At 75.5% G+C, this 26,030-nt stretch carries 25 protein-coding genes; 8 read left to right on the top strand and 17 right to left on the bottom strand.

The annotated features are described in order from the left end of the window. Positions 1 to 22 precede the first annotated feature (22 nt). Positions 23 to 1,963, top strand: a complete 1,941-nt coding sequence (locus MF672_RS19000) for a serine/threonine-protein kinase (protein ID WP_242381591.1) — start codon at positions 23 to 25, stop codon at positions 1,961 to 1,963. A gap of 58 nt (positions 1,964 to 2,021) precedes the next feature. Here MF672_RS19000 and MF672_RS18995 read toward each other — a convergent pair whose 3' ends face one another. The 3 genes from MF672_RS18995 to MF672_RS18985 all read right to left on the bottom strand — a co-directional run bounded on the left by MF672_RS18995 (position 2,022) and on the right by MF672_RS18985 (position 4,518). After that, positions 2,022 to 2,624 carry an isochorismatase family protein gene (locus tag MF672_RS18995; protein ID WP_242381592.1) on the bottom strand — a complete coding sequence of 201 codons (603 nt, stop codon included), beginning with the start codon at positions 2,622 to 2,624 and terminating at the stop codon, positions 2,022 to 2,024. Positions 2,625 to 2,711: 87 nt separating this feature from the next. After that, the gene (locus MF672_RS18990) at positions 2,712 to 3,701 is read right to left on the bottom strand and encodes a GlxA family transcriptional regulator (RefSeq protein WP_242381593.1); all 990 of its coding nucleotides are present in this window, start codon (positions 3,699 to 3,701) and stop codon (positions 2,712 to 2,714) included. A gap of 178 nt (positions 3,702 to 3,879) precedes the next feature. Beyond that, positions 3,880 to 4,518 (bottom strand): TetR/AcrR family transcriptional regulator, encoded by a 639-nt coding sequence (locus tag MF672_RS18985; RefSeq protein ID WP_242381594.1) that lies wholly within the window; start codon positions 4,516 to 4,518, stop codon positions 3,880 to 3,882. A 92-nt stretch (positions 4,519 to 4,610) separates the two neighbouring features. On the opposite strand from MF672_RS18985, the gene MF672_RS18980 reads away from it, so the two are divergent. Then, positions 4,611 to 5,516, top strand: a complete 906-nt coding sequence (locus tag MF672_RS18980) for an aldo/keto reductase (protein WP_242381595.1) — start codon at positions 4,611 to 4,613, stop codon at positions 5,514 to 5,516. 28 nt (positions 5,517 to 5,544) lie between these two features. Here MF672_RS18980 and MF672_RS18975 read toward each other — a convergent pair whose 3' ends face one another. Further along, on the bottom strand, positions 5,545 to 5,970 hold the full coding sequence (locus tag MF672_RS18975) for a MarR family winged helix-turn-helix transcriptional regulator (protein WP_242381596.1): 426 nt from the start codon (positions 5,968 to 5,970) through the stop codon (positions 5,545 to 5,547). A gap of 106 nt (positions 5,971 to 6,076) precedes the next feature. On the opposite strand from MF672_RS18975, the gene MF672_RS18970 reads away from it, so the two are divergent. After that, a complete protein-coding gene (locus MF672_RS18970; RefSeq protein ID WP_242381597.1) occupies positions 6,077 to 7,528 on the top strand; it encodes an MFS transporter in 1,452 nt (483 codons plus the stop codon). 53 nt (positions 7,529 to 7,581) lie between these two features. Here the strand turns inward: MF672_RS18970 and MF672_RS18965 are convergent, their stop codons facing one another. The 3 genes from MF672_RS18965 to MF672_RS18955 form a co-directional block, all read right to left on the bottom strand. After that, entirely contained in the window at positions 7,582 to 8,757 is a 1,176-nt protein-coding gene (locus MF672_RS18965) for an NAD(P)/FAD-dependent oxidoreductase (protein ID WP_247815313.1), read from the bottom strand. Continuing rightward, positions 8,754 to 8,954: a ferredoxin gene (locus MF672_RS18960; RefSeq protein WP_242384054.1), complete on the bottom strand. Its 201-nt coding sequence runs from the start codon at positions 8,952 to 8,954 to the stop codon at positions 8,754 to 8,756. The genes MF672_RS18965 and MF672_RS18960 overlap by 4 nt, the downstream gene beginning before the upstream one ends. Before the next feature lie 91 nt (positions 8,955 to 9,045). Beyond that, positions 9,046 to 9,795: an SDR family NAD(P)-dependent oxidoreductase gene (locus MF672_RS18955; RefSeq protein ID WP_242384053.1), complete on the bottom strand. Its 750-nt coding sequence runs from the start codon at positions 9,793 to 9,795 to the stop codon at positions 9,046 to 9,048. Between the two features lie 88 nt (positions 9,796 to 9,883). Between MF672_RS18955 and MF672_RS18950 the strand changes: the two genes are divergently transcribed. Further along, positions 9,884 to 10,444, top strand: coding sequence for a TetR family transcriptional regulator (locus tag MF672_RS18950; RefSeq protein WP_242384052.1), 561 nt, complete (start codon positions 9,884 to 9,886; stop codon positions 10,442 to 10,444). Between the two features lie 55 nt (positions 10,445 to 10,499). Here the strand turns inward: MF672_RS18950 and MF672_RS18945 are convergent, their stop codons facing one another. Continuing rightward, the gene (locus MF672_RS18945) at positions 10,500 to 10,952 is read right to left on the bottom strand and encodes a hypothetical protein (protein ID WP_247815312.1); all 453 of its coding nucleotides are present in this window, start codon (positions 10,950 to 10,952) and stop codon (positions 10,500 to 10,502) included. 305 nt (positions 10,953 to 11,257) lie between these two features. Between MF672_RS18945 and MF672_RS18940 the strand changes: the two genes are divergently transcribed. Further along, positions 11,258 to 12,928 (top strand): alpha/beta hydrolase, encoded by a 1,671-nt coding sequence (locus tag MF672_RS18940; RefSeq protein ID WP_247815311.1) that lies wholly within the window; start codon positions 11,258 to 11,260, stop codon positions 12,926 to 12,928. 6 nt (positions 12,929 to 12,934) lie between these two features. Here the strand turns inward: MF672_RS18940 and MF672_RS18935 are convergent, their stop codons facing one another. After that, positions 12,935 to 13,585, bottom strand: a complete 651-nt coding sequence (locus MF672_RS18935) for a class I SAM-dependent methyltransferase (protein ID WP_242380696.1) — start codon at positions 13,583 to 13,585, stop codon at positions 12,935 to 12,937. A 114-nt stretch (positions 13,586 to 13,699) separates the two neighbouring features. On the opposite strand from MF672_RS18935, the gene MF672_RS18930 reads away from it, so the two are divergent. Both MF672_RS18930 and MF672_RS18925 read left to right on the top strand, forming a co-directional pair. Beyond that, entirely contained in the window at positions 13,700 to 14,278 is a 579-nt protein-coding gene (locus MF672_RS18930) for a TetR/AcrR family transcriptional regulator (protein ID WP_242380695.1), read from the top strand. A gap of 146 nt (positions 14,279 to 14,424) precedes the next feature. Then, entirely contained in the window at positions 14,425 to 16,356 is a 1,932-nt protein-coding gene (locus MF672_RS18925; protein WP_242380694.1) for a S41 family peptidase, read from the top strand. Between the two features lie 19 nt (positions 16,357 to 16,375). On the opposite strand, the gene MF672_RS18920 is transcribed toward MF672_RS18925, so the two are convergent. Both MF672_RS18920 and MF672_RS18915 read right to left on the bottom strand, forming a co-directional pair. Further along, positions 16,376 to 17,182: a peptidoglycan recognition protein family protein gene (locus MF672_RS18920; RefSeq protein ID WP_242380693.1), complete on the bottom strand. Its 807-nt coding sequence runs from the start codon at positions 17,180 to 17,182 to the stop codon at positions 16,376 to 16,378. Between the two features lie 72 nt (positions 17,183 to 17,254). Further along, a complete protein-coding gene (locus MF672_RS18915; protein ID WP_242380692.1) occupies positions 17,255 to 18,244 on the bottom strand; it encodes an NAD(P)-dependent alcohol dehydrogenase in 990 nt (329 codons plus the stop codon). A 163-nt stretch (positions 18,245 to 18,407) separates the two neighbouring features. On the opposite strand from MF672_RS18915, the gene MF672_RS18910 reads away from it, so the two are divergent. Beyond that, positions 18,408 to 19,100: a DUF2306 domain-containing protein gene (locus MF672_RS18910; protein WP_242380691.1), complete on the top strand. Its 693-nt coding sequence runs from the start codon at positions 18,408 to 18,410 to the stop codon at positions 19,098 to 19,100. On the opposite strand, the gene MF672_RS18905 is transcribed toward MF672_RS18910, so the two are convergent. The 6 genes from MF672_RS18905 to MF672_RS18880 all read right to left on the bottom strand — a co-directional run bounded on the left by MF672_RS18905 (position 19,090) and on the right by MF672_RS18880 (position 25,874). Continuing rightward, positions 19,090 to 19,734, bottom strand: a complete 645-nt coding sequence (locus tag MF672_RS18905) for a response regulator (protein ID WP_302893299.1) — start codon at positions 19,732 to 19,734, stop codon at positions 19,090 to 19,092. The two genes, MF672_RS18910 and MF672_RS18905, sit on opposite strands and share 11 nt — an antisense overlap. A 68-nt stretch (positions 19,735 to 19,802) precedes the next feature. Beyond that, positions 19,803 to 20,945, bottom strand: coding sequence for a sensor histidine kinase (locus MF672_RS18900; protein WP_242380690.1), 1,143 nt, complete (start codon positions 20,943 to 20,945; stop codon positions 19,803 to 19,805). 89 nt (positions 20,946 to 21,034) lie between these two features. Further along, positions 21,035 to 22,462: an L-fucose/L-arabinose isomerase family protein gene (locus MF672_RS18895; protein ID WP_242380689.1), complete on the bottom strand. Its 1,428-nt coding sequence runs from the start codon at positions 22,460 to 22,462 to the stop codon at positions 21,035 to 21,037. Positions 22,463 to 22,479: 17 nt separating this feature from the next. Continuing rightward, on the bottom strand, positions 22,480 to 23,427 hold the full coding sequence (locus MF672_RS51415; RefSeq protein WP_302893232.1) for a discoidin domain-containing protein: 948 nt from the start codon (positions 23,425 to 23,427) through the stop codon (positions 22,480 to 22,482). 15 nt (positions 23,428 to 23,442) lie between these two features. After that, positions 23,443 to 25,023: an alkaline phosphatase D family protein gene (locus MF672_RS18885; RefSeq protein ID WP_242380688.1), complete on the bottom strand. Its 1,581-nt coding sequence runs from the start codon at positions 25,021 to 25,023 to the stop codon at positions 23,443 to 23,445. Between the two features lie 113 nt (positions 25,024 to 25,136). Beyond that, positions 25,137 to 25,874 (bottom strand): DeoR/GlpR family DNA-binding transcription regulator, encoded by a 738-nt coding sequence (locus MF672_RS18880; protein ID WP_242380687.1) that lies wholly within the window; start codon positions 25,872 to 25,874, stop codon positions 25,137 to 25,139. Positions 25,875 to 26,030: the final 156 nt, after the last annotated feature.

Below are 26,030 nucleotides of genomic sequence, written 5' to 3'. Positions count from 1 at the left end.
GCCGGGCTTGTACCGTTCGCCTGTGAGCCCCGGAGCGGGAAACGTCACAGGCGAGCCGCGCCCCCTGCGCGACGGCGACCCCCGGCGGATCGGGGGTTACCGGCTGACCGGCGTCCTGGGGGAGGGCGGTCAGGGCGTCGTCTATCTGAGCCGCATCTCCCTGGACCGTCCGGTGGCCGTCAAGACCCTGCACGCCCGCCTGGCCGACGACGCCGAGGCCCGGGAGCGGTTCCTGCGTGAGAGCGAGATCACCCGGCGGGTCGCGGCCTTCTGCACCGCCCGGGTGCTGGACGCGGGCGTCGAGGACGGGCGGCCGTACCTGGTGAGCGAGTACGTCCGCGGCCCGTCCCTCGACGCGCTCGTGGCCACGGACGGGCCGCGCACCGGCGGCGGCCTGGACCGGCTGGCGATCACGACCCTGACGGCGTTGCAGGCGATCCACCGCGCGGGCGTCGTGCACCGCGACCTCAAGCCCAGCAACGTGCTCATGGGCCCTGAGGGGCCCGTCGTCATCGACTTCGGCATCGCCCGGATGCTGGAACACTCCACCACGGCCTCCTCCGGCCTGGTCGGCACCCCGCCGTACATGGCGCCGGAGCTGCTCGGCGGCGCCCCCGCCGGCCCGGCCTCGGACGTCTTCGCCTGGGCCGCCACCCTGGTGTACGCCGCCACCGGGCACCGCGCCTTCCCCGGCACGCTCGCGGCGGTGGTGCTGAACGCGATCATGACGCGCGAGCCCGACCTGGGCGGCGTGCCCGGCCGGCTGCGCCCGCTCCTGGCCGCCTGCCTGGCCAAGGACCCCGCCGCCCGGCCCGGCGTCGCCGACCTGCTGACCGCCCTCACCCATGAGCGGCCCCTGCCCGCGCCCCCGAAGGCGGTGGGCCGGCGCCGGCTGGCCCGGGCGGTCGCGGCGGCGGTGGCGGCCGCCGCGATCCCGGCCGGGTACGGCCTGACGGACCTCTTCTCGGCCCCCGCCGGGATCCCGTTCGGCAGCCCGGTCCGCGCGCCCGTCGCGGGAGGCCAGCAGTGGGTCCTCTCGGTCGTGACGGCCCGGCTGGACGGCCGCCCGGTCGTGGTCAGCGGCGGGTACGACGGCACCGTCGCCGTGGCGGACCTGGCCACCGGCGCTCCGGTGGGCGCACCCCTGAAGGGGCATCGCGGACCGGTCTGGTCGGTGACGGCGAGCGAGCTCGACGGCCGCCGCGTCGCCGTGTCGGGCGGCCTCGACGGCACGGTCCGGGTATGGGACCTCGCCACCGGGGCGCCCGTGCGCGAACCGCTCACCGGGCACCGGGGCTCGGTCGAGTCGGTGGCCGCCGGCGACCTCGGCGGCCGGCCCGTGGCGGTGTCCGGCGGGCTCGACACCGAGGTACGCGCCTGGGACCTGGCGAGCGGCGCCCCGCTCGGCCGGCCCTTCACCGGGCACGCGGACTGGGTCCTCGCGGTCGCGGTGGGGCGGCTCGGCGGGCGGCCCGTCGTGGCGTCCGGCGACCACGCCGGGACGATCCTCGTCTCCGACCTGGCCACCGGCGTCCGGGTGGCGGGGCCCGCCAGAGGCCATCGCGGGCCGGTCGAGTCGATCGCGGTGGGACGGCTCGGCGACCGGCCGGTGATCGTGTCGGGCGGCGGCGACGGCGACCACACGGTCCGGGTGTGGGACCTGGCGAGCGCCGCGCCGATCGGCCGGCCCCTCGCCGGGCACCGGAGCTGGGCCCTGGGCCTGGCGGTGGGCGAGCTGGACGACGGCCGCGCCGTCGCGGTGTCCGGCGGCTACCGGGACGGGGCCGTGCGCGTCTGGGACCTGGCCGCCGGCCGCCCGCTCGGCGGGCCCCTCCTCGGGCATCGGGGGCTGATCGAGACGGTGGCCGTCGGGGCGCTGGACGACCGCGCGGTGGCGGTCTCCGGCGGTGACGACGGCAGCATCCGGGTGTGGAGCCTGGGCCCGCCGTACCCGCCGGACTGACCGCGTCGACCGGGAACGGCGGGCCATCCCGGCCGCGGCCCGGTGACCCGGGGAGCGGTCAGGAGGGCAGGTCGGTGACCTGGGCGGCGATCGGGCCGAAGAGGTCGCCGATGGTGGTCAGCGCGGCCTCGTGCAGGGCCGACGCGGGGACCGGCGTCCCGTCCGGGCCCGCCAGCGGCCGGGTGGCGCACGCCTCCGCCACCACCGTCGGCCGGTACCCGTGGGTGAACGCGCCCTGCGCGGTGAACTGCACGCACATGTGGGTCATGAAGCCCGCCAGCACCAGGTCCGGCCCCGCGCCGAGACCGCGCAGCACGTCCGCCAGGTCCGTGCCCTGGAAGGAGTCGGGGAACGTCTTCACCACGACCGGCTCACCGTCCCGGGGCGCCACCCGCGGGTCGATCTGCCCGATCTCGGCGCGGATGTCGTACGGGCTGCCCTCGCCGCCGTCGTTGATCACGTGCACCACCCGCGCGCCGGCGGCGCGGGCGCGTTCCAGGAGGCGGGCGGCGGCGTCGAGGGCGCGGTCGGCCTCCGGCAGCGCCATGACGCCGGTGCGGTAGGTGTTCTGGAAGTCGATCATGATCAGGGTGGCGTCCGGCAGGGCGGGCAGCGTGCCGTCCAGGCCGATCACGTCGCGCAAGGTGGTCGAAACGGACATCGAATTCTCCTCGTTGCAGGGCATGACAGGACACCCGGCTGTGCCACGGCCGGGACGAAGGGGGGAAGGGGGATGGCGCCTCGGCGGTCAGGCGGCGGTGCGGAAGCGGCGGCGGTAGGCCGCCGGGGTGGTGGACAGCCACCGGCGGAACACGCGGTGCAGCGTCTCCACCGACCCCAGCCCGGCCGCGGCGGCCACCCGCTCCAGTGGCTCGTCGGTGCTCTCCAGCAGCCGCCGCGCCACCTCCGTCCGCGCCGCCTCGACGTACGCGGCCGGGGTCGCGCCGGTCTCCTTGCGGAAGACCCGGGCGAAGTGCCGCTCGCTGAGGCACATGCGCGCGGCGAGCGCCGCCGCGGACAGGTCGGCGGCCGGGTGCTCGGTGATCCAGGCCCGCAGTTCGTCCAGGTCGCGCCGCTCGGCCGGGGCCTGCCACAGCGGGACGCTGAACTGGCTCTGCCCGCCCTGCCGCTTCAGGTACATGACGAGCTGCCGGGCGACGTCCAGTGCCAGCCGCTCGCCGTGGTCCTCGGCGACGAGGGCGAGCGCGAGGTCCATGCACGCGCTGATCCCCGCGCCCGTCCAGACCTTCCCCGAGCGGACGTAGATGGGGTCCGGGTCCACGACGACGTCCGGGTGGTCGGCGGCGAGCCGGCCGGCCGTGGCCCAGTGGGTGGTCGCGGTCCGGCCCTTCAGCAGGCCCGCGGCGGCCAGCAGGTGCGCGCCGACGCACACCGAGGCGACCCGGCGGGCGTGCCGGGCGGTCTCGCCGATCCAGCCCACCAGGTACGGGTCGATCACGGGGGCGCCGTCCGGGTCGACGGCGCCGGGCACCACGAGGGTGTCCACCCGTTCGCCGACCTCGCCGAAGGCCAGGTCGGTGGCGAGCCGGACGCCGGCCCCGGTGCGGACCTGCCCGCCGTCCGGCCCGGCCAGCACCACCTCGTACGGCGTCCCGGTGGCGGGGCGGGCGCGGCGCATCTCCCGGTTGGCGACCGCGAACACCTCCGCGGGCCCGGTGACGTCGAGCAGGTCGACGTCGGGGAACACGGCGATGACGACACGGTGCGGAGCGGGCATGCCCCCATTGTGGCCGCCGCGCCGGCATGACCGCCACGACGCGGTTCTGTCACATCCGGCCACGCACGTCACGGCGCGCCAGTGACGTCACGTGCCGGCGAACGCCCGGATCGCCTCCCACGACTCCCGGCCGCCCGGCCTCGTCCAGCCGCGCCATGTCCGTACGATCATGCCTCCGTCATGCGGGCCCGGCGGGCCGCAGCGCGTCCACGATCAGGTCGAGCAGCCGGCCGATCTGCTCCGGGGTGTCGCGGGCCGCCGTGGCGAGGAAGACGCCGAGGAGCATCGTGGTGACGTGGTCGGCGTCGGCGTCCGGGCGGAGGTCGCCCGTGGCGGCGCCGGCGGCGAGGATCGTCGCGATCGCGGCGGTGATGCGCTCCCTGGTCGTGGACGTCGGGATGCGGCCCGACGCCTGCCCGGCGCGCAGCGCGTCGGCCATGCCGCGCTTGACCGCCGCGAACTCCGCGTACCGGTCCATCCAGGCGCGCAGCGCGGCCCGCGGCGGGAGCCGTTCGAGCAGGGCGGGGGCGCTGGTGGCGATGTCGTCGAGCTCGGCCGCGTAGACCGCCTCCACCAGCGCCTCGCGGGTGGGGAAGTGGCGGTAGAGGGTGCCGATGCCGACGCCCGCCTCGCGGGCGACGCTCTCCAGCGGCACGGTGTCGTCGGCGGCGGCGAAGGCGGCGCGGGCGGCGGCGACGAGTTTGTCGCGGTTGCGCCGGGCGTGGGCGCGGAGCGGGCGTTCCTGCCCGCCGTCCCGCTCCGCTCCAGGAACGGCCGGAGCGGCGGGCGCGGCGGAGGACGGATCGGGCGCGGACAAAGTGGAGGAACCTCCGGTATTGCTCTATAGTCGGCGGAAGATACCGGAGGCACCTCCGCTATCTCCGCCCATCCTACGTCGACAGGACCATCATGCAGATTCCCAGGCCCGGCGGCACCGCCGGCCTCGCCGGACGCGCCGTCTCCCGCGTCGGCTACGGCGCGATGCAGCTCGAACGCCTGCGCGGCGACCGCGCCGCCGCCCTCGCCCTCCTGCGCCGCGCCGTCGAGCTCGGCGTCGACCACATCGACACCGCCTACTTCTACGGCGACGGCTTCGTCAACGGGCTGCTGGGCGAGGCGATCCGCCCGGACGACGGCGTGACGATCGTCAGCAAGGTCGGCGCCACCCCCGACCCCGGCGGCCGCCTCCCGCTCCGGCCCGCGCAACGCCCCGAAGAGCTGCGCGCCAGCGTCGAGGACAACCTCAAGAGCCTCGGCCTGGACCGGATCCCGGTGGTGAACCTGCGCCGCCTGGACGCCGGCCCCGGCCTCCGCGCCGAGGGCGACCAGCGCGTCGACCTCGACGACCAGCTCGCGGTGATGACGGCGATGCGCGACGAGGGCAAGATCGGCGCGATCGGGCTGGGCAGCGTCACCCTCGACGGCCTGCGCCGCGCGCTCCCCGCCGGCATCGCCTGCGTCCAGAACGCCTACAGCCTCGTCTGCCGCGACGACGAGCCCCTGCTCCGCCTGTGCCGGGACGAGGGCGTCGCCTGGGTGCCGTTCTTCCCGCTCGGCGGCGCCTTCCCCCAGATGCCGAAGGTCACCGGCGAGGCGGCCGTCGTCGCCGCGGCGGCCTCCCTAGGCCGCACGCCGTCCCAGATCGGCCTCGCCTGGCTGCTGCACCACGCGCCCCACGTGCTGCTCATCCCCGGCACCTCCAGCGTGGCGCACCTGGAGGAGAACGTGGCCGCCGGCGCGGTCACCTTCGACGAGGCCACGCTCGCCGCGCTGGACGCCGTGCCCTCCCGCCCGGCGGACGTCCCGCTCGGCTAGCCGGCCCGCCGCCCGGCCCGCCGCCCGGTCAGCGTTCGATGCTGGCGTTGAAGTGCGCCAGGCCGGCGGCGAAGGAGCGCAGCTCCTCCGGCGTCCAGCCGTCCAGCACCTTGGCCAGCCCCTCCAGCCGGCACGCCCGCTCGGCCGCCACCCGCCGCAGCCCCTCGTCGGTGACGCGGAGCTTGCGCGCCATGCCGCCCTCCGGGTCGGGGATGCGCTCGGCCAGCCCCGAACGCAGCAGGACGGCGGTCTGCCGGTTGACGGTCGAGGTGTCGAGGCCGAACGCCTGCGCGAGCTGCCCGATCGACATCGGCCCCTCGGCCTGGAGCCGGCTCAGCAGGATGTAGCTGCTGCGCTCCAGCCGCCGCTCGTCGGGCCGGACGGCCGTCGCCAGCTCCTTGTAGCGGCCGATCAGCATGAGCTCCCGCTCGATGTCGGCGATCTCCCTGCGCACACTGCCTCCCGTCGGGAGGTCAAGAATATCCGGTGGCCGGGAATATGTATCATGCACAGCATTTGCGCCTTGCCGGGCGGGCCGTCGGAGAGCGGGAGAGAGACGCATGGACGCTTCAGGGAGCACGGCGCGCAGCGGGCTCGTCGTCGGGGTGCTGGCGGCGGCCGGCATCACGGTCTCGCTCATGCAGACCCTCATCGTCCCGCTGATCGCCACCCTGCCCGAGCTCCTGCGCACCACCACCGCCAACGCCTTCTGGGCGATCACCGCCACCCTCGTCGCCGGCGCGGTGGCGATGCCCGTCTCCGGCCGGTTGGGCGACCTGTACGGCAAGCGCCGCGTCATGGTCGTCAGCGCCCTGCTGCTGGCCGCCGGCTCGTTCGTGTGCGCGCCGGCCGAGTCGCTGACGCCCATGGTCGCCGGCCGCGCCCTCCAGGGCCTCGGCATGGGCGTGATCCCGCTCGGCATCGCCATCATGCGGGACGTGCTCCCGCCGCAGCGCCTCGGCTCGGCCATCGGCCTGATGAGCTCCTCGCTCGGCGTCGGCGGCGCGCTCGGCCTGCCCGCCGCCGCGCTCGTCGCCCAGTACGTGAGCTGGCACGCGCTGTTCTGGGCGGCCGCCGGGCTCGGGCTGGTGATGAGCGTGCTGATCCTGCTCGTCGTGCCCGAGTCGCCGGTCAAGTCGCCGGGCCGGTTCGACGCGGTGGGCGCGGCCGGGCTGTCGGCCGGGCTCGTGCTGCTCCTGCTGCCGATCTCCAAGGGCAGCGAGTGGGGCTGGACCAGCGGCGCCACGCTCGGCATGTTCGCCGCCTCGGCGGTGGTCCTGCTGCTGTGGGGCTGGTGGGAGCTGCGCGTGCCGGCGCCGCTGATCGACCTGCGCACCACCGCCCGCCGCCAGGTGCTGCTGACGAACCTGGCCTCCATCGTGATCGGCTTCGCCATGTACGCGATGTCGCTCATCACCCCGCAGCTCCTCCAGCTCCCCACCGCCACCGGCTACGGCCTGGGCCGCTCGATGGTCGAGGCGGGCCTGTGGATGGCGCCGGCGGGGCTGGTCATGATGGCGATCTCGCCGGTCGCGGCCCGGCTGTCGGCGGCGCGGGGGCCGAAGACGTCGCTGCTGCTCGGCACGCTCGTCATCGCCTGCGGCTATCTGCTCGCGCTGGCCCTCATGGGGTACGCCTGGGGCATCCTGATCTTCTCGGCCGTGGTGGCGGCCGGCATCGGCTTCGCCTACGCGGCCATGCCGTCGATCATCATGGCGGCGGTGCCGCGTACCGAGACCGCCGCCGCCAACGGCCTCAACAGCCTCATGCGGGCGATCGGCACCTCCTCGGCCAGCGCGGTGCTCGGCGCGGTCCTGGCCAACCTGACGATCAAGGTCGGGCCCGTCACGCTGCCGTCGGAGGCGGGCTTCCGGGCCGGGTTCGTCATCGGCGCGGGCGTCGCGGTGCTGGCGGCCCTCATCGTCGCCACCATCCCTGGCCGCCGCGCCGCCGCCCGCCGGCCCCTGACGGACGCCCCCGCGGGGCTGGACGAGGAACTGCCCGCCCACTGACACCCGCCCTGGGACGGCTCCCGCCGGCGCCTCCTCGGCCTCGGTGTGCGGCCTCAGCCGCCGAGTGCGTCCACGACGTGCCGGCGGTGCAGGCGGGCGGCCTTGGCCATGTTCCAGCCGAGCACGCCGGTGACCACGCCGTCGAGGCGGAGGAGGGCGGCGAACCGGTTGGCGTCCGGGTCGCCCTCGACGACCTCGACGTCCGCCCGCGGGTGCGGGAAGCCGTGGGCCTGGAGCTTGACGTCGTACTGGTCGCTCCAGAAGTACGGCACCGGGACGTAGGGCCGGTCCTCGCCGAGCAGGTTGGCCGCCACGACCTGGGCCTGCTCGGCGGCGTTGGCGCGGTTCTCCAGGCGCATCCGCCGTCCCAGCCGCTCGTGGTGGAAGGAGGCGAGGTCGCCGACGGCGTAGACGTCGTCGGCGGCGCGGCAGCGGGAGTCGCACTCCACGCCGTCGCCCAGCCGCAGCCCGCTGCCGGCCAGCCAGCCGGTGGCCGGACGCGAGCCGACGGCGACCACGACGGCGTCGGCGGGCAGCAGCTCGCCGGTGGCCAGCCGGACGCCGGTCACCCCGCCCTCGCCGCCCGCCAGCCCCGCCACCGCGGATCCGAGCCGCAGCCGCACGCCCCGTTCGGCGTGCAGCCGGGTGAGCAGCGCGGCGACGGGCCCGGCGAGCTGGTCGCCGAGGACGGCCGCGCCCATCCCGGCGAGCGTCACGTCGAGGCCCATGCCGCGCGCCGTGGCGGCGACCTCGGCCCCCAGCACGCCCTCGCCGACGACCACCAGGCGGGGCCCGGTGAGCAGGCGGGCGCGCAAGGCGAGGGCGTCGTCGAGCGTGCGCAGCACGTGCACCCCGGCGAGGCCGTCCTGGCCGGGCAGCCGGGCCGGCGTCAGGCCGGTGGCCAGCACCACGGCCTGCGCGCGCAGCACCCGGCCGGAGGCGGTGACGACCTCGCGCGCGGCGGCGTCCAGCCGGACGGCGGGGTCGCCGAGCACGAGCTCCGCCTCCAGCCCCGCCAGCTCGGCGGGCGGGCGCAGGTGCGCGCGCTCGCCCTCCCACGTCCCCGCGAGGATCTGCTTCGACAGCGGCGGCCGGTCGTAGGGCGGATGCGGCTCGGCCCCGAGCAGGGTCAGCGAGCCGCGGTAGCCCTGGCGGCGCAGCGCCTCGGCGACGGCCAGGCCGCCCGCCGAGGCGCCCACGACCAGCACGCTGTCCGGGACGGCCGTCAAGGCCCCTCGTCCGCCGTGATGGCCCCGGCGGGGCAGACGCTCGCGGCCTCGCGGACGGCGGCGTGCTGCTCCCCGGCCGGCGACGGATCCAGCAGTACGACGATGCCGTCGTCCTCGCCCTGGTCGAAGACGGCGGGGGCGAGCAGCACGCACTGCCCGGCCCCGCAGCACTTGTCGGTGTCGACGGTGATGTTCATGACGGGTTCCTCCCCACGACCGGCCGGGCCACTACCAGGGGATCGGCATCTCTTGCAGGGGGCCGGCCGGCAGGCGCGGCGGCGGTGGCGGTCAGCCGGCGGACCAGCCGCCGTCCACGGGGACGATCGCGCCGTTGACGAACGAGGCGGCGTCCGAGGCCAGGTAGAGCGCGGCGTCGGCCATCTGTTCCGGCTGGGCCATCAGCTCGCCGAGGGCCAGCACCGGCGACAGGCGGGCGGCGCCCGCGGGGTCGAAGGCGGCCCCGGCGGCGATGTTGGTCATGGTCGGGCCGGGCAGGATGGCGTTGCAGCGGATGCCGTCCTTGGCGTAGGCCCAGGCGACGCTCTTGGTCAGGCCGACCACGCCGTGCTTGGAGGCGGTGTAGGCGGCGCCCGCCGCGCCGCCGCGGATGCCGGCCTCGGAGGCGGTGTTGACGATCGCGCCGCGGCCCTGGCGCAGCATGTGCGGCAGCACCGCGTGCGTGACGAGGAAGGCGCCGGTCAGGTTCACCCGGATGACCCGCTCCCAGATCTCGGGCGTGATGTCGGCGGGCAGGGCCATCGAGTCGAGGATGCCGGCGTTGTTGCAGAGCACGTCGACGCGGCCGTACGCGCCGATCGCGGCCTCCACGAGGGCCGCCACCGACGCCTGGTCGCCGACGTCGGCGGTCACGGCGAGCGCTTCGGCGCCGATGAGCGCGGCGCTCTCCTCGGCCCGCGCCCGGTCGATGTCGGAGACCACGACCCGGGCGCCGGCCTTGGCGAAGGCCAGCGCCATCGCCCTGCCGATGCCCGAGCCCGCGCCCGTGATCAGGGCGACGCGGTCGTCGAATGCGTTCATGAGCCCGTCCTTCCGCTCTGGACGGCGGGCCTCGCGGAGGGATCGCCCGCCAACCGGACAGTGCTGTCCGGTTGTTACCATAGCCTCCGTGCCGGGCTCGCGTCGACCGAACCGAGGACCCAGCGCCGCCGCGGCGAACCGGGCGGCGCTCATCGCCGCCGCCCGCGAGGTCTTCGCCACCGAGGGGTACGGCGCCCCGCTCAGCTCCGTCGCCCGCGCCGCGGGCGTCGGCCAGGGCAGCCTCTACCGGCACTTCCCCGACCGCGTCGCGCTGGCCATGGCCGTGTTCGAGGAGGGCGTCACCGCCCTGGAGGCGCTCGCCGCCGAGCCCGGCAGCACCCTCGACGACCTGCTGGCGCTGATGACCGACCAGGCCGTCTCCTCGACCGGGCTCATCGAGCTGGTCTCCCGCGCCACGCGCGAGCCCGACCAGCGCGTCCTCGGCCTGCGCGAGCGCGTCACCGGCCTGCTCGCCGGGGTGCTGGCCGACCCGCGGCGCGCGCCGCGCCTGCGCCCCGGCGTCACGGCCGACGACCTCATGCTGGTCTTCGGCATGATCGCGGGCGCGCTCGCGCACATCCCGGCCGCCGAGCGGCGCGCCACCGCCGAGCGCGCCTGGTCGCTGCTGCGCCGCGGCGTCGAGAAGTGATGCCGGGCATGACCAACCTCCCTCCGGTGGCAGGCCGGAGGGAGGCGCCCGCAGGTCAGTTGTACGGGTTGTCGTACGTCGTCGAGCTGTGGTGCTCCTTGTAGACGTTGTTCGGGAAGCTCGAGCCGATCAGCTCGAAGCGCACGTTCTGCACGAGCGCCCCGTAGTCCACCTCGGCGGAGTGCGGTGAGGCGAAGCCGGCGTACTGGCACCAGGGGACGGTGGTGGACGGGTTCCAGTAGAGGGAGTCGCGGTAGGCGCCGTTGACGTAGATCCGCACGTACGGCGCCTGGAAGCTCGAACGGCGGCACAACACCAGCGAGTACGTGTACCGCGTGTTGCCGTCGTCGAAGGCGACCGTGCCCTCGACGCGGGCGAGCAGGGTGCCGTCGCCGGCGTTCACCTGCAAAATGATCGGGTTCGGGGGTCCGTACGCGGCCTGCGCCGGGGTGAGCGGCAGCAGCGCCGTGGCGATGGCGGCGAGCAGCAGCGCGATGCGACTTCGCATGCACGTCCTCCTGGAGGGGGGAAGGGCGGGTCCCACGGCGGGGACCTTATGCGCCGGACGTGCCCGGGGCCGTCCCCCCGGGTCATCCGGCCCCGCTGGAACCGGGCCGCCGGCCGGTCCCTTTCCGCCGCCCGCGCCGTCCACCAGCCCCGCGACCGGCGCGGACCCGGCCGTCGCCGGGTGAAAGTTTCATGACGTGGTCCACGCCGCGCCAAGTGCGGGGAAACCGCCGGACGCCGGGACGGGCGGGCGGCCAGGCTGTCGTCCCGCGGCGACCGGCCGCCCGCCTGCCCCGAGGAGCGCGCATGAGGAGATTCGCGGTCACGGCCGCCCTGGCCCTGGTGATCGCCGTCGTCGCGGCCCCGCCCGCGCCGGCCGAGGACGACCGATCGCCCGGCTCCCCGCCCGGCGCGTCGTCGGGCGCGTCGTCGGGCACGTCCTCGGGCACGTCGTCCGGGCCGTCGTCCGGGCCGTCGTCCGGGCCGGCGTCCGGGCCGGCGTCCGGGCCCGCCTTCGGGCCCGCGTTCGGGGCGGCCCTGGGCGCGCAGGAGCTGCGGTGGAAGCCGTGCCTCGCGCCGGCCTCCACGCAGGGCGGCGGCGACCCGCCGAAGCCGCTGCCCGACGGCACCCCCTGGCAGTGCGCCACGCTGAAGGCGCCGCTCGACCACGCCCGCCCGGGCGGCCCCCGGCTGCGGCTCGCGCTGGTCCGCGCGCAGGCCAGGCCGGGCCCGGGGGAGCGGCGCCTCGGCTCGCTGGTGTTCAACTTCGGCGGCCCCGGCGACTCCGGCGTGGTCACGCTGCCGTCCCTGGCCCGCGCGTCGTACCTGAAGCTGCACCGCCGCTACGACCTGGTCAGCCTCGACCCGCGCGGCGTCGGCCGCAGCGACGGCGTGCGCTGCCTCGACGGCCGGGCCTTCGACACCTGGCGCGACCTGGACGGCACCCCCGACGGCCCGGCCGAGGAACGCGCCCTGACCGGCGGCTTCCGCGCCTTCACCGCCGCCTGCGTCCGCCACGCCCGCGCCACCCTGCCGCACGTCGGCACCGAGGACGCCGCCCGCGACCTCGACCTGCTCCGCCAGGCGCTCGGCGAGGACCGGCTCCACTACTTCGGCATCTCCTACGGCACCCGGCTCGGCGCCGTCTACGCCCACCTCTTCCCGCACCGGGTCGGCCGCATGGTGCTCGACGGCGTCGTGGACCCCACCGAGGACGCCGCGCAGGTCGCGCTGCACCAGGCGCGGGGCTTCCAGCGGGCGCTCGGCAACTTCCTGCGCGACTGCGCCGCTCGCCGCGACTGCCCCTTCCGCGGCGCGAGGCGCGGCGGCAAGCGGATCGCCCGGCTGCTCGGCCGGCTCGACACCGCGCCCCTGCCGGCCGCCGCGGGGCGGTCCCTCACCCAGACCCACGCCCTGTACGGCATCGCCGCCGCCCTGTACTCCCGCGACTTCTGGCCGTACCTGCGCACCGCGCTGCGCCAGGCCCTCGCCGACGGGCGGGGCGACCTGCTGCTGGCCTTCTCCGACGCCCTGTACGGCCGGCGCGCCGGCGGCCGCTACAACAACCTGCAGTCCGCCAACGCCGCCGTCAACTGCGCCGACTCCAGCGACCGCTACAGCGTCGCCGACGTGCGCGACCGGCTGCCCGGCTTCCGCGCGGCCTCGCCGGTCTTCGGCGAGCTGATGGCCTGGTCGCTGCTGCAGTGCACCGGCTGGCCGGTGGCCGGGGCCGCGCCCGCCTTCGACGTCAGCGCGCCCGGCGCCCCGCCCATCCTGGTGATCGGCACCACCGGCGACCCGGCGACCCCGTACGAGGGCGCCGCCCGCATGGCCGAACGGCTCGGCGTCGGCGTCGAGCTGATCCACCGGGGCGAGGGCCACGGCGCGTACGGCGCGGGCAGCGCGTGCGTGGACGACGCGGTGAACCGCTTCCTGCTGGACGGCGCCGTCCCCGCCGACCGCACCACCTGCTCCTGACCCTCCTCAGCCGGCCTTCCTGGCCCGGACGTAGTAGAGCAGCTGCGGCAGCTCCCCCTCGGCCTCCACGGTGAACCCGGCGTCCGGGATCATCGAGCCGAGCAGGTCGCGCGGGTCGTGCCGCATGGCGGGCCCCGACAGCAGGCCGACCAGCCGCCGGGCCAGCCGCCCGGCCGGCGGCCGGAACTCGGCGATCAGCAGCCGCCCGCCCGGCCGCAGCACCCGGTGCATCTGCCGCACCGCCTCGGGCCGCGCCGCGGCCGGCATGTGGTGCACGGCGAGGCTGGAGACCACCAGGTCGAACGAGCCGTCGGGGAAGGGCAGGTCCTGCCCGGCGCCGTGGACGTAGTCGCAGTTGGCCGGGGCGCGGCGCCGGGCGTACTCCACCATCGCGGGCGCCGGGTCGAGCCCGGTGACGTGCCCGTCCGGCCCGGCGACCGGCGCGAGCAGGCGGGTGAGGTAGCCGGTGCCGCAGCCGACGTCCAGCACCCGGTCCCCGGGCCGGGGCCGGGCGGCGGCGGCCACCCGCAGGAACGCCGCGCGCCGGGCCCCGCCGAACCCGATCGCGGCGGCGGCCTCGTACGCCCGCGGCCGGTCGATGGTGCCGCCCTCGTCGGCGTGCTCCTCGTGCTGGTGCAGCAGCTTCCCCAGACCCATGACGCGCCTCCCGTTCCCGGACGATGTGTTCACTGTTGAATCCTGTGTTCATAATGGCGGGGGGTCAACGACCGGATGGCCCCGGATGTGCCGTATCGGACAGGAGGGCGGCAGGTGTCCGGAGACCGGAGGGTGCGGCGCACGCGGCGGCTGGTGCAGGAGGCCCTGGTGGCGCTCATCCTGGAGAAGGGCTACGACGCGGTGACGGTCACCGACGTCATCCACCGCGCGGACGTGGGCCGCTCCACCTTCTACGCGCACTTCGCCGACAAGCGGGACGTGCTGTTCAGCAACCTCGACGAGCTCGACTTCCTGCGGCCGGGCCCGGTGGGGGAGGGGGGCCGGCTGTTCGCGTTCAGCCTGCCCCTGTTCGAGCACGCGCACGAGCGGCGGCGGCTGCTGCGCGCCCTGCTGGGCCGCCGCGGCGGCGGCAACCAGGTGCTGGCGCGCGGCGAGGAGCTGCTGCACGCCCTCGTCCACGACGAGCTGCGCGCCGCCGGCGCCCGCCCCTCGGCCGCGCTCGACCTGCTGGCGACCTGCCTGGCCGGGGCGTTCCTGGCGCTGCTGCGCTCCTGGGTGGACGGCGCCACGACGGCGACGCCCGCCGAGCTGGACGCCGCCTTCCGCGCCGCCGTCGAGCCGGGCGCCCGCGCCTTCCTGGCGGCGGCCGGCCCGGAGCGGGCCGCCGACTAGGGAAAGTCCTAGGCCGCCTCCCGAGGCGGCCCGCCGCCCGCCGGTGCCAGGCTGCGGAGCGTCCGAACAGGCTCCGAGCAGTCCGACGGCGTGGTCGGGGAGCCCCCGCTCCGCCACCGTGCCCGACGACGGGACGGGTGTGCGAGATGACCGAGGACTCAGGCGCGGGCAAGCGGCTCGCCGACGCGGTGGAGCTGCGGGACTTCCTGCGCAGGGCCGGCACGCTGACCCTCGCCGACCGGCGCACGCTGGTCGGGCAGGCGCAGGTGCTCATCGAGCAGAACTACGTGCACCTGCCGCTCAAGGTCGCGATGCACGCGGTCAACCCGGTCCAGCGGCTGCGGCTGCTGGCGCTGCGGCTGGCCAGGCAGAGCGACCAGACCATGGACCCCGAGTGGCGCTTCCACGCCGAGCTGTCGCAGATCTTCCTCTCGCTGCGCGACCTGCACACGAACTACCTGCTGCCGGAGCCGTTCGCCGGCCGCATCGCCTACCTGCCGTACCAGATCGAGGAGTACTACGAGGGCGACGAGCGGCACTACGTGGTCGCCCGGGTCGTCGCCGGGTTCGCCGCGCCGGGGTTCGGGCCGGGCGTCGAGGTCACCCACTGGAACGGCGTGCCGATCGACCGGGCGGTCGACCTCAGCGCCCTGCGCTTCGCCGGCAGCAACCCGGCGGCCGCGCACGCCCGCGGCCTGGAGTCGCTGACGATCCGGCCGCTGCGCATCCACGTGCCGCCGGACGAGGACTGGGTGGTGCTCGGCCACGTCGGCGCCGACGGCATCGCCAGGGAGCTGCGCGAGCGGTGGCGGGTGGTGGAGAACCTGCCGCCGTTCGTCAACGCCGACGAGCTCACCGCCGCGGCCGTCGCCCAGGGCCTCGACCTCGCCACCGACGAGATCGGCCGGGCCGTCAAGCTGCTCTACGTGCCCGAGGCGATCACCGCGGCCGAGTCGACGGACGCCGCCGACCTCACCGCCGACCTCACCGCCGGTCAGAGCGCGGAGCCGGACGGGCCGGCCGGGGCCGTCGCCACGTCCATGCCGGCGGTCTTCCGCGCGAGGAGCGTCACCACCGCCTCCGGCACGTTCGGCCACCTGCGCGTGTTCACCTTCAACGTGCAGGACCCCGACGGGTTCGTCCGCGAGTTCGTCCGCCTCATCGGCCTGCTCCCGCAGGACGGGCTCGTCGTGGACGTGCGCGGCAACGGCGGCGGCCACATCTACGCCAGCGAGTTCACCCTCCAGACGCTCACGCCCCGCCCGATCACGCCGGAGCCGACGCAGTTCATCACGACCCCGCTGAACACCCGCATCTGCGCCCAGCACGGGCAGGACCCCACCGGCCAGATCGACCTCGGGCCCTGGTGCGCGTCGATGAACCAGGCGCTGGAGACCGGCTCGGTCTACTCCGGCGGCTTCCCCATCACGCCCGCCGGCGGCGCGAACGCGCTCGGCCAGCAGTACCACGGCCCCGTGGTGCTGGTCACCGACGCCCGCTGCTACTCGGCGACCGACATCTTCGCCGCCGGCTTCCAGGACCACAAGATCGGCCCGGTGCTCGGCGTGGCCGACAACACCGGCGCGGGCGGCGCGAACGTGTGGACCCACGCCCTGCTGAAGCTCCTGCTGGAGGTGCCCGAGCCGGCGCCCGGCACGCCGTACCAGGAGCTGCCCGGCGGGGCGAACATGCGGGTGGCGATCCGCCGCTCGGTGCGGGTGCACGACCTGGCCGGCACCCCGGTCGAGGACCTCGGCGTGGCCCCGGACGAGCGCCACCGCATGACCCGGCGCGACGTCCTGGAGGACAACGCCGACCTGCTGGAGCACGCCGGACGGCTGCTCGCCGCGCTGCCGGCCCGCCGCCTGGAGGTGGAGGCCGGGGCCGGCGAGCTGACCCTGCGCACCCACCTGCTGGACCGGGCCGACGTCTACCTGGACGGCCGGCCGCGGGCCTCGGCGGACCTGACGCAGGAGATCGTCACCGTGTCCGTGCCGGGGGCCGGGGAGGCCCACGTGATCCGGGTCGAGGGCTTCCAGGACGGTGTGCTGGCCGCCGCCCGCACCATCGTCCGCTGAGCCGGCGGCAGGCGGGGGGTCAGACGCGCAGCAGCGGCGGCCACGTCTCCGGGCCGACGACGCCGTCCTCGCCGATCCCCCTGGCCTGCTGGAACGCCCGCACCAGCGCGATCAGCCCGTCGTCGGCCACCGTGGACTCCAGCCAGCCGCGCAGCCCGTCCGGCAGGCCGGCGTACGCGGCGGGCGGCACGTGGCCGCGCGCGAACAGGCAGGCCCGCACGGTCTTGACGTCGTAACCGTCGTCGCCGAGCCGGATCACCGGCAGGTTCTTCACGAGCTCCTCCGTCCAGAAGGCGTCCGGGCCGCTCTTGATGATGGCGGCCACGGACGCCCGGAAGTCGTCCATGTCGATGGAGTGGGGGTCGGGCTTGGCGGTGTTGACCTCGCGGTGCGCCTTGACCCGCGAGGCCGGCAGCCCGAACTCGCGGCACAGCTCCGCGCACAGCCGGACGTAGGACTCCTGCTGCGCGGCGGGCCAGGGCTGCGTGCCGTTGTTCTCGGCCTCGATGCCGAGGGCGCTGGAGTTGTCGTGCCAGGGCGAGGTCGAGGGCGCGTTGTGCCAGCACCGGCCGGCGGCGATGACGTAGATGCGCCCGGACCTGCCGAGCCCGAAGTGCGACAGCGGGCCGTCGAGCCCGGGGCGGCCGTCACGCACCACGGCCAGCGACGGGTAGTCCCCGCCGCCGGCGGGACCGGCCGTGTGGTGGCAGACGACGCCCTGCACCTCGGGCTGCGGCCCGTGGCCGCGGGTCCGCCAGCCGGCCACCTCGGTCACCGGGCTGCCGGTGCGGCGCGCGACGTCGGCGAGCTGGGTCAGGAACGGCATCAAGGACTCCCATCGCTGTCGTGCGTCCTGCGCGGTTCCCTAGAATGCCCTGAAACGCCGGGGTTATGAGAATCACGGGGCCACGGTGACGACGACCTTGCCCCGCGCGTGCCCTTCCTCCTGGTAGCGGACGGCCGCCGGGATCTCCGCGAAGCCGTACCGCCGGTCGATGACCGGCCGCACGTCGCCGCCGTCGATGAACCCCGTCAGCGTCATCAGGTTGGCCCGGGTCTCGCGCCACGGGCCGGTGGTGATGGCCACCCGGTGCGGCAGGAACGGCGCCAGCGCCATCGTGGCGAACATCCGCCCCATCGGCTGCAGCCACCGGGTGCCCCGCCCGCCCACCTGCACGTGCGCGCCCCCCGGCCGGACCAGCCGCCGCCAGGCGCGGCCCGGAAGGCTGCCCGCGACGTCGACGACCAGGTCGAAGCGGCGGCCGAGGCGCAGCAGGTCCTCCTTGGTGTAGTCGACGACCTCCCCGGCGCCGAGCGAGCCCACCAGGTCCACGTTGGCCGGGCTGCACACGCCGGTGACGACCCCGCCGAACGCCTTCGCGAGCTGCACGGCGAACGTGCCCACCCCGCCGGAGGCGCCGTTCACCAGGACCCGCTGCCCCTCCCGCAGGCCGCCGTCGTCGCGCAGCGCCAGCAGGGCGGTCTGGGCCGCCATCGGGACGGCCGCCGCCTCCTCGAACGACAACGTCGCCGGTTTGGGCGCCAGGTCGGTGACCCGGACGGCGGCGTACTCGCCGAACCCGCCCTGCCCGGACATGGCGTACACCTCGTCGCCCGGCGCCACCTCGCGCACGCCCGGCCCCAGCTCCTCCACCACGCCGGCGACGTCCGCGCCGAGGATCGGCAGGCTGGGCCGCAGGATCCCCGGACCGCCGGGCATCAGCCGGGCCAGGCGCGGCTCGCCGCGCATCAGGTGCCAGTCGAAGGGCTGGACGGACGTGGCGCGCACCCGCACCAGCACCTCGCCGGGGCCGGGCACGGGGCGGGGGACCTCGGTCAGCTTCAGGGCGTCGGGCGGTCCGTACGAGTCGAGGACGAAGGCCTTCATCGGGCGCTCCCTAGGGTCGGCGGGGACGGTTGGACGCCAGTGTGAGCGCGGCCCCGCCGCCCGGTAACGGCCGAAAGTACGACCTTCCGCCCGGCCTTAGGGACGGCCCGGCCAGAGCCGAAGCGCCGATGAACCGGCCGCCGCCGGCCGCCACGATCGGGACATGACCCAGGCACCTGCCACCCCGCCCAGCACCCCGCCCACCACCCCGCCCGGCCCCCGGCCCGCCCGCAGGTCGCGGCTCGTGCCCGCCGGGCTGGTGGCACTCTCCCTCGTCCCCGTGGTGGCCGGCACGCTCCGGCTGTCGGAGCTGTCCGGCCTGGCGCTCGTCGGGCCGGACGTGCTGCCCGACGACACCCACCTCGCCGCCGCGCCCCTGGTGGTGCACATCGTCGGGGCGAGCGTGTACACCGTGCTCGGCGCCTTCCAGTTCGGCGGGCGCCGGCCGCCCGCCCGGCACCGGCTCATGGGGCGGATCCTGCTGCCGTGCGGGCTCGCCGCGGCGCTGTCCGGGCTGTGGCTGACCGTGTTCTACCCGCGCCGGCCGGTGGACGTCGAGCTGCTGACGGTCCTCAGGATCGGGTTCGGCTCGGCGATGGCCGCCGCGCTCCTGCTCGGCCTGGCCGCCGTGCTGCGCCGCGACCACCGCGCGCACCGCGCCTGGATGACCCGCGGCTACGCCCTCGGCCTCGGCGCGGGCAGCCAGGCGGTGATCGTGAGCCTGTGGGCCGCGGTCGCCGGCCAGCCCGCCGGGAACACCCGGGCGCTGCTCCTCGGCGCCGGCTGGGCGGTCAACCTGGCCGTGGCCGAATGGCTGATCCGCCGGCGGCGGGCCCGCCGGGCGGTCAGCGCCTGATCCGGTTCGTCTCGTACGCCCACATCGCGATCTCCACCCGGTTGCGCACGCCGAGCTTGGTCATCAGGCTCGCCACGTGGCTCTTGACCGTGCTGAGCGAGATGTGCAGCTCGGCGGCGATCTCGCTGTTGGTCCGGCCGCGCGCCACGGTCGCCAGGATCTGCTCCTCCCGGTCGGTCAGCGCCTCGATCGGCTGCGCGAGCGGCCCGGACGGCGCCGCCCCGGCGAACGCGCCCAGCAGCCGGGCCGTGATGCTGGGCGCGATGAGCGCGTCGCCGGCCGCCGCCGCCCGCACCGCCTGCGACAGCAGGGCAGGGCCGGCGTCCTTGAGCAGGAAGCCGCGGGCGCCGGCCCGCAGCGCGGCGTAGACGTACTCGTCGAGGTCGAAGGTGGTGATGACGACCACCGCGATCGGGTCGGCGACCTCCGGACCGGCCAGCAGGCGGGTGGCCTCGATGCCGTCCAGGGCGGGCATGCGGATGTCGAACAGGCAGACGTCGGGGCGCAGCCGCCGGGCCAGCTCCACCGCGCGGCGGCCGTCGCCGGCCTCGGCGATCACCTCGATGCCGGGCTGGAGGTCGAGGATCATGCGCAGGCCGGTCCTGGCGATCTCCTGGTCGTCGGCGACGATCACCCGGATCGGCGCGTCCCCCTGCTCGCGGGCCGGCCCGCTCGCGTCCGGCCTGGCCGTCTCCTCGTGGTTCACGTCGCCGCCCCCGTCCTCGGCAGCACGGCCGTGACCGTCCAGCCGCGGCCGGGGTTCGGGCCGGCCTCGCAGGTGCCGCCCAGCAGCCCGGCGCGCTCGATCATCCCGATCAGCCCGTACCCGGCCGCGGAGATCTGCCGCGCCACGACGCCGTCGCCGTCGTCGCTGACCCGCAGCCGCACCGCCGCGTCGTCGGCCGTCACCCGCACCTCGATGCGGGTGGCGTGCCGCGCGTGCCGCCGCGCGTTGGTGACCGACTCCTGGGCGATGCGGTAGATCGCCGCCCCGACCGGCGGCGGCACGCCCGCGACGTCGCCGTCGATCTCGACGTCCACCGCCGGCCCGACCCGGGCCCGGCCCGCCAGCTCGGCCAGGTCGGCGAGCTGCTTGCCGGGCGTCAGCTCGGCCGGCTCGTTGCGGCGCAGCACGTGCACCATCGTGCGCATCTCGGCCAGCGTGCGCGACGCCTCGGCCTCGATGACGCGCAGCGCGTCGGCCGCGGCGTCCGGCTGCGCGGCCGCCGCGGCGGCGAGGCCCGCCTGCGCCCTGATCGCCATCGCCGAGACGTGGTGGGCCACGAGGTCGTGCAGCTCGCGGGCCAGCTGCTCGCGCTCCAGCAGCTTCACCCGGTCCAGCTCGCGCAGCCGCGCGCCGGCCCGGAACCGGGTCGCCCCGCCAAGCCCGAGCGCGGCCGACATGACCGCCAGCGCGCCGACCAGGTCGGCCGGCTCCAGGCGGCCCTGCGCCGCCGACAGGCCCACCGCGGCCAGCCCGAGCGCGAGCCCGGTCAGCGCCTCCCGGCCCGACCCCCAGCGGAACACCGCGTAGACGAGGATCAGCACGAACGCCAGCGTGTACGTCTCGACGTCCCGCCCGCCCGTGGCCAGCGACGCCGCCGACGTCACCGCGAAGGCGAGCGCCAGCATGAGCAGCGGCTTGCCGCGCCGCCACAGCAGCAGCGGCGCCAGCCCCGCCGTGACGGCCACCGACAGCGGCCGCGACGGCAGGTCCGGCCGCAGCGCCCCTTCCAGGAGCGCGGCCGCCACCACCCCGGCGACGAGCGCCCAGTCCCGCCACCCCCGCCGCGGCGCGCCCGGCGCCCGCGGCTCGTTCCACAACGAGCCGATAAGTCCGCGCACGCCCTCATCGTACGGGCACCCGGCCCGCTGATCACCCGCCGGCCGCCCGCTGATCGCCCGCTGATCGCCCGCTGATCGCCCGCTGATCGCTACGGCTGGACGGCGGTGACCTCGGCTCCCAGCAGGTCGGCGACCGCGCGCAGCTCGGCCAGGCGGTGGCCGGTGCCGAGCGCCCAGTGGTGGGAGATGCCGCTAGCGCTCCAGGCGTCGGTCCACTCGCCCGGGTCGCAGCCGAAGTCGACGCGCGAGGTGGTGTTGCCGATCTGCAGCAGCGGCCCCTCGGCGACCTCGCCCTCGGAGACGACGAAGCCGTAGCGGCCGTCGCGGTCCTGGCGCAGCCCGAACGCGGTGACCGGGCCGCGCGTCACGTCGAACTCGACCGACACGCCCCAGCCGCGCTTGCCGTGGTAGACGCCGAGGCCGCGCAGCAGCGGGCGGCGCGAGCTGATCGCCAGGTGGGCGGGGCCGTCGTGGCCCATCTCGACGTGGCCGCGGGCGAAGTCGAGCGCCTGCAGCTCGGTGAAGGAGCCGCCGCCGCCCAGCCGGTCCATGATCAGCATGGCGAGGGAGGTGCGCAGCTCGTACTCGCCGGCCGCCGGGACGCCGCGCGCCGTGAGCAGGGACGCGCCGAGGATCATGCCCGCGCCGAGCCGCTCGTGGATCTCGCCGTCCAGGCCGCGGTGGTAGTAGGCGAGGCTGTCCAGCGCGAAGTCCTCGACCAGGCGGTCCAGGCCGGCCGAGACGCGGGCGGCCCACTGGAGGTCCTCCTCGTTCACCGACGCGTCCAGCTCGAAGACCTCGCGGGCCAGCGCGACGCGGGCGCCGGCCTCGTCGTCGGAGACCTTCTCCACCCGCACCCGCAGGTCGTCGAACTCCAGCACCTCGACGTGCCCGCCGAGGTTGGCGCTGACCAGCGTCAGGTCGGTGGCCACGTCCAGCATGCCGGGGTAGAGGTGGCCCATCAGGCCGTGCCGGCCGCGGCGCAGCGCGGCCCGCACGCCGGCGGCCTTCACCCAGCGGCCGATGCGCTGCCAGGCCCGCTCGTCCTCCAGGTAGCCCGAGACCGAGCGGAACGGGATGCCGCAGCGGGTGAAGGCGTTGGCCATCTCCGGCAGCGGGCAGGCGCCGCAGTAGGCCAGCCACTGGCCGGTGTCGAAGGTGGCGTGGTCCATCGACTCGGTCGGCTGCAGGTTGATCAGCAGCACGGGGGCGCCGCTGCGCTGCGCGATCGGCACGAGCATGGTGGCCGTCATGTACGTCGTGAGGAACCCGACGATGAGGTCGCACCCTTCGGCGCGCAGCCGTTCGGCGGCCGCCGCGCCTTCCTGGGCGTCGGAGATGAAGCCGACGTCCACGACCTCGCAGTCGAGGTCCCGCATCCGCTCGGCGACGCGGGCGGAGGAGCGCCGCAGCTGCGGCAGCAGATCGGGGAACTGCGGCCAGTACGCCCCCAGCCCTCCGGCGACCAGCCCCACCTTGGTGCGGGGCGGCGTGATCCGAGTGAACGTGCCGCTCACCGGCGTTCTCCCTTCGCTCAGCGGACTTCGACCTCGATGATGCGGGTGTAGTCGTTGGCGCCGTTGGAGGCGAGCGCCACGATGCGGACCGCGTCCGCGGTGACCGGCGCGAAGTCCGAGCGCGCGTTCCCCGCGGTGTTGCCGCGCACCTGCGCGACCGTCTGCCACTGGCCGCCCACCCGGGCCTGGACGTCCCAGTCGCGCACGCCGTAGCGGGAGGCCGGGTAGCGCTCGGTGTCGAGCGTGTAGAGGTCGGCCCGGGAGATCTGGCGCGCGCCGCCGAGCGCGATGTCCACGGTGTCCGGCCAGGCGCGGGCGGTGGCGTCGTTCCAGCCGTTGCCGCCGGCCCAGCCGTTGGAGGAGCGGTCGCCGTCCACGACGCTGCACGGCGGGTAGTTGGCGTTGACGTGCTGGGAGGAGGCGGTGACGGGGCGGCGCAGGGCGAGGTTGCCGCCGTTGTCGAGCCGGTCCACGGGCAGGACCTCGACCGGCACCTCCAGGGTGCGGGAGGGGGTGCGGAGGCGCAGGCCGTAGGTGCCTTCGGCGGTGCCGGGCGGCACGGCCACCAGCAGTTTCGCGCCGAGCTCGTAGCCGGGCGGCAGGTAGCTGGTCAGCATGGTGCGGGAGGCGGTCAGCGGCGGGTCGATCTCGATCCGCGCGCTCGCGTAGGCGGCCTTCTTCGCGTCGCTGCGCAGGCCGATCTCGATCTTGGCGGGGCAGGCGGGGTCGACGCCGAGCGGGGCCACCAGGCGGTCGGCCCCGGCGACCGGGGTCAGCGCGCCGGTGCCCTTCGACGTGCCCGGCCGCACCTTGACCTGGGCCGACGACGGCGGTTCCGACGCGACGGCCGACGGCAGCCCGGGGGAGGGCGTGGGTGCGGCGAGAGCGGGTGCGGTGAACGCGGGCGCGGTGAGCGCGGCGGCGGCCAGGGCGGTGGCGGCGAGCGCGGCGGTGCGGTGACGCATGACGGTGACTTCCTCCTAGAGCGCGTGCAGGCCGGGGGCGCCGTCGAGGGTGACCAGGCTGGCGCGGGTGGAGACCGGCGCGCCGGGCCGGTCCACGTACGGGACGACCCGGTAGTCGGAGCGCCACTGGCCGCGCGTCACCTCGCAGGAGACGTAGCCGCGCTGGTAGTTGGAGAACTTCAGGTGAGGGTTGACCGGGTCGCTGCCGCCGGGCGGCACGCCGGTGCCCGGGTTGCCGTTGCCGCCGCTGGTGACGGACGTGCAGACGAACTCGACGCCGACGGCGGGCGTGGCCGGGTCGTCGAAGTTCGTGCGCAGCTCGCCGGCCAGGTTGTAGTGGATGTCGCCGGTCAGCACGACGGGGTTGCCGACCCGCCGCTCGGTCAGGCCGGTCAGCAGCCGGTCCTTGGCGGCCTTGTAGCCGTCCCACAGGTCCATGCTGAGCTTCTGGGCGGGGCCGGCGTCGTAGTCGAGCTGCATCATGGCGACCTGCTGGGCGAGCACGTTCCAGCGGGCGCGGGAGGCGCCGAGGCCGTCCAGCAGCCACTTCTCCTGCTCGGCGCCGATCATCTGGCGGGCCGGGTCGAGCCGGTCGGCGCAGTCCACCTGCTGGCCGTCGCCGCAGGCCTGGTCGTCGCGGTACTGGCGGGTGTCGAGCACGTTGAACTCGGCCAGGTCGCCGAAGGTGAAGCGGCGGTAGATGCGCGCGTCCGGGCCCTCGACGGAGGGTAACCGGACGGGCTGGTTCTCCCAGAAGGCGCGGAAGGCGTTGGCGCGGATGACCAGGTAGTCCTGTTCGGTGACCTCGCCGCCGGGGCCGTAGCGGCCGGCCCAGTTGTCGAGCACCTCGTGGTCGTCCCAGGTGACGATCCAGGGCGCGCTGTGGTGGGCGGCCTGCAGGTCGGGGTCGCTCTTGTAGAGGCCGTACTGGACGCGGTAGCGGTCGAGGGTGTCGCACTGCACCCGGAACTGCTCGGGGACCGGCGTGTTGCGGTTGCCGCCCATCGGGACGATGCCGTACTCGTAGATGTAGTCGCCGAGGTGGAAGACCACGTCGGGGCGCTCGTCGGCGAGGTGGCGGTAGGCGCTGTAGTAGCCGTCCTGCCAGGACGCGCACGAGGCGAAGGCCAGCCGCAGCGCCTCGGGGCTGGCGTCCCTGGCGGGCGCGGTCCTGGTGCGGCCGGCCGGGCTCAGCTCGCCGCCGGCGCGGAAGCGGTAGTAGTAGTCGCGGGCGGGGCGCAGGCCGGTGGCGTCCACGTGCACGGAGTGGCCGTACTCGGGCCGGGCCCAGGTGGAGCCGTGGCGCACCCGCCGGGTGAACGCCTCGTCCTCGGCGATCTCCCACTCCACCTTGATCTTGTTGAACGGCAGGCCGCCGAGCGGCTCCAGCGGCCTGGGCGCCAGCCGCGTCCAGAGCACGACCCGGTCGGGCAGCGGGTCGCCGGAGGCCACGCCGAGCTGGAAGGGATAGTCGCCGCCGGCCGCGGCCCGCGCGGACGCCGGCGCGGTCCAGGGGTCGGCCAGGTCGGTGGTGAAGGCCAGGGCGAACGCGGCGCCGCCGAGGCCGAGGAAGGACCGGCGCGAGGGATGACCCATGCTGCTTCCTAAGCGTTGGGGGGCGAAAGCCCTCACTTTCTAGCAAGCAGGCTGTGCTCTTAACAAGAGTCGAGTTACAAATAACGCCCTCAGACGTTACATTCGCCTCGCGATCACACCTGGGCGACCAGGACGTTGCCGTGCCGGTCGCGCAGCCGCTGCAGCAGCTCGGCCGGCGCGCCCGAGTCGACCACGACGACGTCGAAGTCCTCCAGCGGCGCCACCCGGTGCAGCGCCACCCGGGCCAGCTTCGAGCCGTCCACGGCCAGCACCCGCCGCGCGCCCGAGCGCAGCATCGCCCGCTTGACCAGCACGATCTCCTGCTCCTGGTGGAAGGCGTACTGGTCGGAGATCGCCGAGGTGGACACCACGACCACGTCGGTGCTCACCGCCTCGGCCGCGTCGACGCAGCCGAGCCCGAGGAAGGAGTCGTGGCTCGGGTGGTACTCGCCGCCGAGCGCGATGAGCCGGATGTCGGGGGTGCCGGCCAGCAGCCGGATCGCCTCCAGGAAGTTCGTCACCACGGTCAGCGGGGCCAGCTCGGCCAGGTGGCGCGCCACGGCGAGGGCGGTGGTCGAGTCGTCGAGCATGACCGAGCTGCCCGGCTCGATCTGCGCCGCGACCACCCGCGCGATCGCGTCCTTCTCCGCGGTGTGGGCCTGCAGCCGGTAGGCGATGTTGCTCTCCCACACGTTGCTGGCCTGGGCCGTCGCGCCGCCGCGGACCTTGCGGACCATGCCCTGCCGCTCCAGCTCGTCGAGGTCGCGGTGGACGGTCATCACGCTCACCCCGAAGCTCTCGGCGAGCTCCGCGACCGAGGCCGAGCCCTGGCGCACGATGTGCTCGGCCATGCCCCGCCACCGGGCAGACCTGCTCGAGGTGTGCTGACGCGAATCCACCGAAGCCCTCTCCACACTGGTGAGACGGCTGCGCATCCTACTCTTGACACCCCACTGAGGCGACTCGTAACCTCCCTGCATCCATCACTTGTAACAGAATTGGCTGTT

The sequence above is a fragment of the Actinomadura luzonensis genome, assembly GCF_022664455.2.
Classification (GTDB): domain Bacteria; phylum Actinomycetota; class Actinomycetes; order Streptosporangiales; family Streptosporangiaceae; genus Nonomuraea; species Nonomuraea luzonensis.
This window is presented reverse-complemented; position numbering and strand designations above follow the sequence as displayed.